The sequence below is a fragment of the Streptomyces monomycini genome (genome assembly GCF_022271435.1).
GTDB classification, from domain to species: domain Bacteria; phylum Actinomycetota; class Actinomycetes; order Streptomycetales; family Streptomycetaceae; genus Streptomyces; species Streptomyces monomycini.
Genome location: NZ_JAFIQY010000021.1, coordinates 123090 through 134876, shown reverse-complemented (window position 1 = coordinate 134876; position 11787 = coordinate 123090). Strand labels below are relative to the sequence as shown.

Here is an 11787-nt window from a genome sequence, read left to right as displayed (position 1 = left end):
CAGTTCCGCGCGATCGCGACCCGGTTCGACAAGCTCGGCGACCGCTACCGTGCCGGAGTTGTCCTGGCTTCCTTGATCCTCTGGCTCCGCGAGTCCACGGGTGATCATTTGTCAGACAGGTCCTAGGACATGCGCAGCCACTTCTTGCGGATCCGGGGCGTCGTGGAGGTCGATGTGTGTGGTGCGCAGGCGGGGGTAGCGGGTTTCGATCATGTGCAGCAGGTCGGTGAGCCGCTGGTCACCGTCAGGCTGCTCGGCGTCGTGCGGTGAGCTGTGATGCCTGCGGGTCACTACGCACAGTCGGGGTGGTGTGCCCGAGAGATCGGGCAGGTGGCGGAGCAGCCGGGCCAGCCATCGCGCGAGTCTGCGGTCCGGGCCGGTGCCTGTGCGGAACGGTGCCGGGCCGGACGGGTGAGGGGCTATGGCGATGATGCCGGTGGCCCCCGTGAGCTGTCCGATGACCGCCTTCCTGCCGAGGATGGTGCAGTGTCCGCCGCGGTCCTCCAGCGCCTGGCCGATCCGGTGTGCCAAGGGGTCTTCGAGCGCCGAGTCCGCCGTCGTGGTCAGCAGCCAGGTTCCGGCGCCCGTGGTGTCCGGTCCGGCGTGCGGCTGTGTCCGCGTCCGGCTGCGCGATCGCCCGTGCTGTGCGGGCGGCTGGTCGTGGGTGGTGCCGGCCGGCGAGGACCGGTACCGGGCTTCGTCCTGCTGTGCCCGGGTGCCGGTCTCCTCCGGGCGGCCGGGGCCGTCCGCTTCGGTCATCCGTCGTACTCCTTCGCGCGTGCCGCACCTGCCGCACGTGGCGTTCAGGCCGCCGGTGCGGCAGGGAGGCTGTGCTGCTCGGCGAGTTGGTCCAGGAGGTAGTCGGTCAGGGCCGTGACCGTGGGGTGGGTCCACAGCGCGGTCTGCGGGAAGGTCAGGCGCAGTTCGCGCTGCAACCGGTTGCGAATCTCCACGGCGCGCAGGGAGTCCAGGCCCAGCAGGGTCAGTGAGGCGTTGGGATCGCAGCGTCCGTCGCTCAGACGCAGTACGTCGGCGATGTGCTGGGCGGTGCGGTCCCGCAACAGCGTGGGGCGGTCGTCCTGTGGTGCTTCGTGCAGGGCGGCCAGCAGACCGCCGGAATCATCTGCGGCGCCCCCTGGGCCCCTTGCCGCTGTGGTCAGGTCGGTGAAGTACTCCAGCGCGGCGGTCTGCGGGTAGGAGGCGAGCCAGTGGTCGGCGTTGAGCGGGCTGTAGCCGATGCGGGGGCGGTCGTGGCGCAGGATCTCTTCCAGGGCCGCGATGCCGTCCTCGGGTTCGATCATGACGTGGCCGCGTTCCTCCATGCCGCTGCCGCGCCCGTAGCGGGCCCAGGGGCCCCAGTTGATGCCGGTGGCGGGCAGGCCCTGAGCCCGCCGCCAGGTGATGAACTCGTCCAGCCAGGCGTTGGCGGCGGTGTACGTGCCCTGGCCGGGGCTGCCCAGGACGGAGGCGATGGAGGAGAAGCCGACCCACCAGTCGAGGTGCGCGTCCGAGGTGGCGTGGTGCAGGTGCCAGGCGCCGTCCACCTTGGGCCGCCAGACGCGGTCGAGCAGGTCCTCGGTGATGCGGGCGGCGGTGGCGTCCTCGACGACGGCCGCGCAGTGCAGGACGCCGCGCAGCCGGTGCCCATGGGCTTGTGCGGCGGTCACGAGCCGGGGTGCGGTGGCCGGGTCGGCGATGTCTGCGTTCACGATGTCGACGCGGGTGCCGGCGGCCCGCAGATCTCCGATCACGCGCTTGGCGTTGCGTCCCGGGCGGGAGCGGCCGGTCAGCACGAGATGCGGGGCGCCGTTGCGGGCCAGCCAGCGGGCGGCGAGCAGCCCCAGGCCGCCCAGGCCGCCGGTGATGAGGTAGCTGCCGTCATCGCGGACGACGGTCGCGTCGTGCGGCTGGACGGGGACGGTGAGGCTGCCCTGGTCGGGCCAGGTGAGGACCAGCTTGCCGTTGTGCTCGGCGGCGGCCATGGTGCGGAAGGCGGCCGCGGCGTCCTGAACGGGGTAGGTGGTGACCGGGGGCAGCGGGAGGCCGCCGTTGCGCAGGGCGTCGGCTACTTCCGCGCACAGGGTTTGCGCCAGCGGGGCGTTGTGCGCGCCCACGGCCAGGATGTCGACGCTGGTGAAGGTGATGCCGTGGCGGAAGGGCAGCAGTCCCAGGCGGGTGTTGGCGTAGATGTCGTGTTTGCCGAGCTCGATGAAGCGGCCGTGCGGGGCGAGCAGGTCCACACTCGCGCGCTGGGCCGGCCCGGTCAGGGAGTTGACGACGACGTCCACTCCGCGCCCGTGGGTGAGTTCGCGTACGTGGTCGGCGAAGTCCAGGGACCGGGAGTCCATCACGTGCTCGATGCCCAGGCGCCGCAGGCTCTCGCGTTTGTTCTCGGACCCGGCGGTGGCCAGCACCGTGGCGCCCACGGCTTGGGCGAGGTGGATGACGCCACGGCCGACGCCGCCGCTGGCGCTGTGGACGAGGATCGTCTCGCCGCCGCGCAGGCGGGCCAGGTGGTGTACGGCGTACTGAGCGGTGACGTAGGTGATCGGCAGGGTCGCGGCGTCGCGCAGCGCCACGTCATCAGGCACGGGCAGGGTCAGGCCCGCGCGGGTACAGGCGAACGAGGTCATGGGGGTGCCGACGACCCAGGCCGCGACCCGGTCACCGACATGCCGGCCGGTGACGCCCGCGCCCACCGCGGTGACGGTTCCGGCGCACTCGAACGTGTCGGGGGGCGGTGCGTCGCCCGGGGCGCGGAATTGGTCGTAGACGCCCAGCGCCTTGAGCACGTTGATGAAGCTCAGCCCCGTCGCCTGGACACGGACTTCCACCTCGCCTGGGGCCGGCGTTCGGCGGGGCTGGGCCGTGAGGTGGAAGGAGCTGAGGTCGCCGAAGTGTTCCAGGCCGAGAGCGAGGACGTCGCGGGTACAGTCGGCCCGGGTCCGGCGCCGGTCGGCCTCGCCCAGCGGCTCGGTGCCCAGTCGTGCGGTGTAGCGCTGTCCGTCGCGGTAGGCGATGGCGTCCTGGCCGTCGGGGCAGGTCAGCAGCTCGTGTGCCAGGGCCTTGGGCGAGGTGGAGGCGTCGGCGTCCACGGTGGCCGGGCGCAGTTCGGGATGCTCGTAGCTGAGGGTGCGCATCACCCCGCGGACGCCTGCCTGTCCCAGATCCGGAAGGTCGTCGGGGCGTACGTGCTGCGCGCCGTGGGTGACGGCCCACAGGCGCGGCGGGCTGGTGTGTCCGGCAGCCAGCAGCGGCTGGACGATCTCGTGCAGGAGGCGGCCGACAGTCTGCCGGGCCCAGTCAGGCGCGGGGCTGTCGCTGGTGTCCTGGGTGCGGGAGAACACCACTGCCACACCACTCGGAGAGCTGTGGTTGAGCGCATCGAGCAGTGCGGGCTCAAGCGTTGGTGCTCCGTCGCAGGCGTCGGGTCCGGCGACAGCGCAGGGCCTGTCCTGGGTGCCCAGCGCCGCAGCCAGGTCGCGCGCGACACTGCCGGCTCCCCCGGTGTCCAGCACCACCCAGTCACCGGATGCCTGGGAGGCGGCCTCGGGCAACGGCGTGCGGACCCACCGAGGCTGGAGCAGACGGTTGTTGAAGGCGTCCTGGGCCGACTGGGCAGGGCGCCGCACGTACTGGACGCCGCCCATGTGTGCCAGGACGTTGCCCTGCGCATCGAGGAGGTCGATGTGCGCCGTGCATGCCTCGTCCGCGGCCTGCTCCAGTTGTACGTGGCAGTAGCGGCCCTGTGCCGTGTCGCCGTGGACGCTGACGGTGGCCAGACGTACGGGAAGCAGCATGCCTTCGTCGAGGCCGCACGCGATCATCCAGGCGGCGATGCCCGCCTGGCCGCAGATGTCGAGCATCACCGGGTGCGCGTACAGCTCCCGCACATGCCGGCGTGCCGCGTCGGGCAGGCAGACCTCGGCGAACAGGCTCATGGGCCGGGAAGCATCGTCGTGCCGGACGGTGAGCAGACCGGCGAAGGCCGGGCCATGCTCCAGGCGGAAGCCGGTCCGCAGGTGTTCGTAGACCCACTCCGGTGTCACGGCACGGGGGTGTCCGGTCTGAAGCTGGCCGATGTCCTGCGGGGGCGGTGTCGCCGTGTGGCGGCGCAGCCGGGCGGTGGCATGCACGGTGTTCGCTCCCTCGCCGTTCGCCACGCCCATCTCCCATCGGGCGCTGTCGTCGCCGTCCTCACGTGCGCTGCAGGTGACTTCGGCCGCTGCGGTCAGCGGTAGCAGGTGCCGTAGGTCGATGTCCTCCAGGCGCACACCGGCCGGGTCGGCACGGAACAGCTGGGTGGCCGCGCCCAGCGCCATCTCGCACATGGCTGTGGCAGGCAGGACGCGGGCACCGTTCACCTGGTGGTCCTGGAGCCAGGGGATGTCCTCGGTGTCGATGCGGGACTGCCAGTAGTGCGTGCCGTCCCGGGCCGGGTCGGAAAGGTGGACGCCGAGCAAGGGGTGGGCCGAGGCAGTTGTCTGCGAGAGCGTGCCGGGCCGGGTGCTGTCGGAGATCTCGAAGTGGCGCCGGTCCCAGGAGGTGGCGGGCAGGTCGGTGAACCTGCCGTACGGCAGCAGGCGTTCCCAGGGCAGCGGGTGGCCCGCGCAGTGCAGCGCGGCCAACTGCGTGGCGAAGGCTTGCAGCGAGGGAGTTTCCCTGCTCATGGAGGCGAGCACGGCGACGTCGCTCAACCCGGCGTCGCTGAGCGTCTCCTGGACGGCGGAGGTCAACAGCGGGTGGGGGGAGATCTCGATGAACAGCCGGTGCCCGTCGTCGGCCAGTGCCTTGAGCGCGGGGGCGAACTGGACGGTCCGGCGCAGGTTGGCCGCCCAGTACTCGGCGTCCAGGGAGACCTCGGCGCGCGGATCGGCGAGCACGGTCGAGTAGAACGGAATGGCCGCGGGCCGGGGTACGACATCGCGCAGAGCGTCGGCGAGTTCGGTCAGGACGGGGGCCATGTGCCGGGTGTGCGAGGCGTAGTCGACCTCGACCAGGCGGGCCGTGACGTCGTGCCGCTCCCAGTAGGCGATCAGTTCCCGGACGCGGTCGGCGTCGCCGCCCACCACCGTCGTGGTCGGGGAGGCGAGCACGGCTGTCTCGATTCCCTCGATGCCGCTGGAAGTGATGTCCGTGGCCACTTGGTCGGGTGGCAGCAGGACGGATGCCATGGCGCCCGCGTCAGGGGCCTGCAGGGCCAGCCGCGAACGACGGCAGATGACCTTGACGCCGTCCTGAGTGCTCAAGACACCGGCGGTAACGGCTGCGGCGACCTCTCCCATGGAGTGGCCGATGACGGCGGCCGGGCGCACGCCTCGCTCCCGCCACATCGCGGCGAGGCCCAGCTGCACGGCGAAAATCACGGGCTGCACCGTATCCGCGCCGGTCACCACCTGCGACGCCAGCAGCGCCTGGCGCACGGAGAAGCCGGATTCGGTGGCGATCAGTGGCTCCAGCTCGTCGATGGCGGCGGTGAAGCCACGGTCCTGGTCGAGCAGGTGTCGACCCATCCCGGCCCACTGCGAGCCGTGTCCCGAGAACATCCACACCGGTCCCGGCCCGGTTTCCGCAAGGGCCGTGCCCTCCACCAGATTCGGGACCGCTTCGCCGTGTGCGCAAGCACGGAGCGCGGCCGTGAGCTGCTGGGGGGAACCGGCTACGACGCCGGCACGGCGGCGGTTGTGCGAGCGGCATGCGGCCAGCGTGTAGGAGATGTCGTCCAGGACGGGCTGTGGGCCCGGCCTTTCCAGCCAGTCCGCCAGACGGGTCGCGCCGGCGCGGACCGCATCAGAACTCCCCCCGGACAGCAGGAATATCCGGTCTTCCGCCTCTTGGGAACTTTCGATGCGGATCTGCGGGCTGCGCGGCAGAGCGGAGCGCGAGCGGGAGGCGGTCCGGGTGGCAGGGGCCTGCTCGACGAGCATGTGCGCGTTACAGCCACTGATCCCGAACGCAGAGACAGCGGCCAGGCGCGGGGCCGGCCCCTGCACCGGCCAGGGCACCGTCTGTCCCGGCACGAAAAGGCGCGCGCCGCCTGCGTCGATCTGCGGGTTCCACCGGGAGAAGTTCAGCGTCGCGGGGACCAGGCCGTGCCGCAGGCCGGCGATCACCTTCAGCAGCCCGGCGACCCCGGCGGCCGGCTCCGCGTGCCCGAGGTTGGTCTTCACCGCCCCCAGGGCGCAGCCGTCGTCCCCCGCGCCGTAGACCGAGGCCAGGGCGGCGAACTCGATCGGGTCGCCGACCGCCGTGCCCGTCCCGTGCGCCTCGACCAGCCCGACCTCGTGCCCCGCGACTCCGGCACGCCGCAAAGCGTCCCTGTACACCGCCTGCTGCGCCCGCAGCGACGGCGCCGTCAGCCGGGTGTCGCGCCCGTTCTGGTTGATCGCCGACCCGCGGAGCACCGCCAGGATGCGGTCGCCGTCGCGCATGGCGTCCCGGTACCGCTTGAGCACCACCACGCCGCAGCCTTCACCCCGTACGTAGCCGTCGGCCTCGGCGTCGAAGGCGCAGCACCGGCCGGTCGGCGAGAAGACCAGCCAGTGCGCCATGGCAGCCGTGGTCTCCGGCAGCAGATGCAGGATCACTCCGCCCGCGAGGGCCAGGTCGGCCTCCTGGGCCCGCAGGCTCTGGCAGGCCAGGTGCACCCCGGTCAGGCTGGAGGCGCAGGCCATCTCGAAGGGCAACTGCGGGCCGCGGACATCCAGTAGGAACGCCAGGCGGCCCAGCCCGATGCTGTCGGTGCCCGCATACAGGGCATAGGGTTCGCTGTCGGTCAGCGGCCGCCGGCTGCGCAGCAGGTAGTCCCTGTTCATGAACCCGAAGTACAGTCCCGTCCGGGTGCCCGCCAGGGACAGCGGAGGGATGCCCGCGTGCTCCAGCGCCTCCCATGTCACTTCCCACAGCAGGCGCTGCTGCGGGTCCACCCAGGCCGCCTCCTGCGCGTTGACGCCGAAGAACTCCGGCTCGTACGCGTACACGTCGCCGTCGAGGAAGCAGCCCCACCGCATACGGTCGGCGACCGCCGGAGGAAGGACTGCCAGGTCTTCCCGGGACCACCGGCCGGCCGGGACTTCGCCCACCGTCTCGCGGCCCGCGAAGAGCAACTCCTCCAGCGCCTCCAGCGAATGAGCGCCCCCGGGATAGCGGCACCCTGCCCCCACCACGGCGATGGGCTCATCCGTCCTGTTACCCGTCATGTACGGAACTTCCTTTCTCGATCACGGAAAACTGCGCTCCTGGCGTCTTTGCGGGGCCTTTCGGGGCCCGTCCAGCGGGCCGGGCCGAGAAACCGCTCCTGAGCGACACCGCATGCACCGGTCAGCAGTGGAAAAGGCCAGCTACGAGCGGTGGCCTCACTCGGCGATTGCGGTGCTGTAAACCCACTCGGCGACCGGTACCGCCATGCCTTCCTGGCACCGCAGTCTGCCGGTGAAAACGAAGTGCTCGTTGCGTCCGCGATGAGCGATCACCAGCCGGTCACTGTCCGCGATCACCGCCTCGGCGACAGGGACGATCTGCGGCAGCGTGGCCGGACCGCCCCAAAGAAATGCATTGGTGTTCCCCGGAATGATGTCCGCTTCGGACATGCGTCATCTGCCCTTCGAAGTCGGGGGAGTGAGTCCTCTTCGCACTACCCGTGAAGCCGGACTTCAGGCTGGGAGTTTTTCGGCGGAAAGAAGTGAAAATGTGCGGTCAGCGCACGAGAGCGTGCACCGGATACGCCGGAAACGCGGGGGCGCGCAACGGATACTTTGCCGTTTTCGGATGCGCCCCCAGGTGGCCGAAAAGCTTGCCACTCCAGCCAGGCCTGTTCGCATAGCAAATCTCCAGGCACATCTGCGCTGTATGTCGGCTTGCCGCCCCGCCTCCCCATCAGCCGACTCCCGCCCACCACTGACCCGCCCACTGTGAGACGGAGGCTGAGAAACGTCGCGAGCTGGGGCTGTTGATACGAACCACCGGCAGCCCGGCGAGGCATACGTTTCCGCCTTTCCGAACGGCGTTGTTGACGTCACGGGATCCGGCCGCGTTAACGTCGAAGCACCGAAGAGTCGCCGTGCCGCCCATTCGCATCGACGCAACCTGCCCGCCGGAACAGCTGCGGTCGGCGCGTTGCGTCGCCCGCTGCGCGACGCGGTGTATTCGATGCATGGTCCCGGGCGCCGCCCGAGCAACAGCCGAAGCCTCATCGATATGCCGCGACATCCGACGGCCGGGGCTCTTCTCATGCCCAAACGCGTATCGTCAGAAGGGTTTGACATGGCAAGGAAGCGAAGGAAAAACGTACTCGACAGGGTGGCGCGCGGCGCGAAACGGGTGAACAAGGACAGCCGCAAAGGCATCGACACGGCCCTCGGTACGAGGAAGAAGAAGAGGAAGAAGAAGGGAGCCAAGGCGCAGGCGAAGCAGAACCGGCGTCAGATCGGAGCTCTCACCGAGCAGATGGGTCAGCTCACCCAGCAGGTCTCTGCGCTTACCTCGAACGTGTCCGACCACCGTAAGGACAGCACAGTCGGCCGGTAGCAGCCCGGCACAAGCGGCATACGCCCGCAGGGAGGAAGAATGCCCCAAGGGCGTACCCGACGTACCGCCCGCATCGTGTCCCGGATGGCCGGCGCCGAGACCGCCCGGGCGGTACGTGCGCGCCGCACACGCGCCACCGGACAACCACCACCGGAAGCCGCCAAACTGGAGCGAGCCCAGAGCATCCGGCGCACGCTGGAAGAACTGGGGCCGCTGTATGTCAAGGTCGGCCAGATCCTGGCCACGCGCCCCGACTTCGTCCCGCAATACGTGCGGGACGAACTGGAGAACCTCAACGACCACGCGCACATCGAGCCGTTCTCGCGCTTCGAAGCCGTGCTGGAGCAAGACCTCGGGCCCCGGTGGCGGGACGGCTTCCGCGAAATCCGTACGGAAGAACCCCTCGGTTCGGCTTCGCTGGCCCAGGTGTACAAGGCGGTGGACGCCGCCGGCACACCGTGCGTCGTCAAAATCCAGCGCCCCGAAGCCCAGGAAGCCGTGGTCGGCGACATGGCGGTCCTCAAGACAGTCGTACGTCTGTTCGCCAAAGTGGCGCCCCGCTTCAACGAAGTCGTCAACATCGGCGCCATGCTGGAGGTCCTGTTCACCGTCATGCAAGACGAGCTGGATTTCACCAGAGAAGCCCGGAACATGAAGGATGCCCGCAAGGACGCCAAGGGCTTCAAGCGCGTCTGCATTCCCAAAGCCCTGACCGCCACCCCCCACGTGCTGGTGCAGACCTTCGCCGAAGGCACCCCCGTCAACCGCGTCAAACCCGACGACCTCACCAAGAAGCAACGCAAAGCCATCGCCTACCAGCTCATGGAGTTCATGTTCCGCGGCTACTTCGTCGACCGCCGCTTCCACGCCGACCCCCACCCCGGAAACATCATCATCAGCCCCGACGGCAAGGCCCACCTCATCGACTGGGGCATGGTCGGACGCATCGACCGCGGCACCAGCATCGCCACCCTGGGCGTCTTCCTCGCCATGGCGCAGAACGACGGGGCCGCCATGGCCCGCCAGTGGGTGAACCTGGGCACCGCCACCCCTTGGAGCAACACATCCGCCTTCCTCCAGGACCTCAGCAGGATCGTCCCCCACTGGACCAACGCGACCCTGGAAGAACTGAACTTCGGCGTCGCCCTGATGACCCTGCTGCGCTACTCCTCCCAGCGCGGCATCCAGATCACCCCGCTGACCTCCGTGGTCGGCAAATCCGTCGCGAACATCGAAGGATCCGTACGCTGCCTCTATCCCAAACTGAAACTGTCGACCGCCCTGCACGGCGCCCTCCAGGACGTGATGCAGGACCTCATCCAGGAAACCTTCTCCGGAGAGCAGGCAGCCCAGACAGCCCTGGACCTGCTCAGCGCCGGGATTCACGGCCCTGCACAACTGCAAGCGTCACTGGCCGACCTCTCCACCCGGCAACTCACCGTCCAGGCCCGCAACAACCTGGGCGACCCCATACAGGCAGGGCGGCGCCAGAGGGGCGTAGCTCCTGGCGTGACCCTGCCGGGTCTGGCCTTCGGCGCCTGGGCCTGGGGGCATTTCGGCAAGAAGGGCTCCTGACAACCGGGACCCGCGTAGCCTCCGACGGGCGCCTGTCCGCCCCGCTGGAAGACACCGCCCACTGTGCCCAGAACCGCGCCCGCCTCGTCCGGGCCCTCTACGCGCGCCTGGACCGTCTCACCGCACCCGCTGAGGCCGCCGCGTAGTTCGGCAGCCACATTCCCAGCAGGACCGTCGCCAGGCTCCGCCTTGCCCCAACTGGGCTGTTCACGGGTCTACGCCTCCATCCGCTGTACGAGAACCGGTTCCGTTCCTCATAGTGTCTGCGCCGCCGCTCGTGCGTTGTGTTACCGAAAGGATCGTCTGACCGCGGAGGCACCTCATGGCCATGTCCGAGCGGAGGGCGGCTGTGCCCGTCACGGTGGCAGCATCAGTGATGCTGGTGTCGGGGAGCGCGAACACGGCTGCGGCTACCAGCATCATCGGTCTCGGGAACAGCGCACATTCGAACACATGCCGAAACGTCACAGGTCCAGCACCCCGAGCCGCAACCGTCGCCGGCGCGGGCGCTGCCGATGGCCTCGTAGGCAGCTTGCCCCTGGTCTCGCCTACCAACCAGTGCGGAAGCCTCGGCGCACCCACGATTCGCCTTGCGCCACCGCAATACTCGGACTTCGTCGGGGGCGCTCGGTGAAATGGATCGGGTTGCGGGCCGGTTCGGCCGGAGTGAGCCCTGGGCCCGAGCCCAGGTTTCGTGCCGTACCGCGCCGATAGGCACTGATTGCCGTGCCGCCGTACCGGCGTTCGGCCCAGCCGCCCGGCCTCCCGCTGGGTATCGCCGTGCCAGGGCTCAGCGGTCCGGCTTCGGGCGCCGCCGTGAAGGCAAGACAGTGAATCGCAGAGGACCACGGCCTTCATGGACGGCGTGGAGTTCCAGGCCGAGTTCAGCGATGATCTCCCGGAGTGCCGTAGTCGTCGTGCATTCGTGTGACAGCGCTCTCCGCTGTCGGCCAGCTTCCGTTTGAGGTCGGCGTTCTCGGCTGCCAGTGCTTCGGTGGCGGCAGGAGTGCGGTGCCGGGCCCGTGCGCGTGCTCGGAAGTCCTTGAGCAGGTCCTTGTGATCGCCGTAGGCGACGTCGCGGCACACCCCGGCTTCATGCAGCAGCTCTGTTACGGTCAGCCGCCCGGTCTCGGAGTTTAATGGGATGCCGTTGAGCAGGCGGACGGCGGCAGCCGTCAGTTGTCTGCGTTCGGCCTGGCGGTCCCGTGACCCGCGACTCATTCCTTGTCTCCTTTCGCTGCGCTGGTGTGACGGCGGATGAGGGTGGTGGTCCGGCTGGCCAGCGCGGCGGCGCGGTCGCGCAGGGGCTGTGGGGCGAGCGGATCGGCCTCGATATCGCGGCTGGCCAACTCCAGCACCTCGGCTGTGACGACGGGAATTCGCGCGGCGGCGCAGCAGCGAATGAAACAGCCGCTCACCCGATCGGCCGCCTTCCACCACCGAGCGCAGCGACGCCGAGAGGTCCTCCAACGCGGCTACTCTGTGCTCCAGCTCCGGGCCACGCCGGGGCTTGACCTCCTCCATCAGCGCAACCCCCACCCCGTCGGCCCCACTGTCGGGCCGGTAGCGCATGGCTGGCCAACTGGCCACGGTGCCGTTGTTCTCCGCCGTCAAGATACTCAAAGGCAGAGCGAACGCGGCCGTTTCCGTCGATGCGAGGGTCAGCCTCCGCATCACCCCGATCGC

Annotated in this window: 6 protein-coding genes and 1 pseudogene; 3 read left to right on the top strand and 4 right to left on the bottom strand. The window is 69.7% G+C overall.

Features of this window, described 5'->3' with window-relative positions; all coding sequences use genetic code 11:
* Positions 1–126 (top strand): annotated as a pseudogene (locus JXZ78_RS23305) (IS5/IS1182 family transposase); the annotation flags it as partial.
* Here JXZ78_RS23305 and JXZ78_RS23300 read toward each other — a convergent pair.
* The 3 genes from JXZ78_RS23300 to JXZ78_RS23290 form a co-directional block, all read right to left on the bottom strand.
* The gene (locus JXZ78_RS23300; protein WP_030020032.1) at positions 112–759 is read right to left on the bottom strand and encodes a hypothetical protein; all 648 of its coding nucleotides are present in this window, start codon (positions 757–759) and stop codon (positions 112–114) included. The pseudogene JXZ78_RS23305 and the gene JXZ78_RS23300 sit on opposite strands and share 15 nt — an antisense overlap.
* Before the next feature lie 44 nt (positions 760–803).
* A complete protein-coding gene (locus tag JXZ78_RS23295) occupies positions 804–7199 on the bottom strand; it encodes a type I polyketide synthase (RefSeq protein ID WP_033037661.1) in 6396 nt (2131 codons plus the stop codon).
* A gap of 156 nt (positions 7200–7355) precedes the next feature.
* Positions 7356–7589 (bottom strand): DUF5988 family protein, encoded by a 234-nt coding sequence (locus JXZ78_RS23290; protein WP_030020030.1) that lies wholly within the window; start codon positions 7587–7589, stop codon positions 7356–7358.
* A gap of 673 nt (positions 7590–8262) precedes the next feature.
* Here JXZ78_RS23290 and JXZ78_RS23285 point away from each other — a divergent pair.
* On the top strand, positions 8263–8526 hold the full coding sequence (locus tag JXZ78_RS23285) for a hypothetical protein (protein WP_157851562.1): 264 nt from the start codon (positions 8263–8265) through the stop codon (positions 8524–8526).
* Positions 8527–8565: 39 nt separating this feature from the next.
* Positions 8566–10101 (top strand): ABC1 kinase family protein, encoded by a 1536-nt coding sequence (locus JXZ78_RS23280; protein ID WP_030020028.1) that lies wholly within the window; start codon positions 8566–8568, stop codon positions 10099–10101.
* 1217 nt (positions 10102–11318) lie between these two features.
* On the opposite strand, the gene JXZ78_RS23270 is transcribed toward JXZ78_RS23280, so the two are convergent.
* A complete protein-coding gene (locus JXZ78_RS23270; protein WP_030020026.1) occupies positions 11319–11519 on the bottom strand; it encodes a hypothetical protein in 201 nt (66 codons plus the stop codon).
* Positions 11520–11787 lie beyond the last annotated feature (268 nt).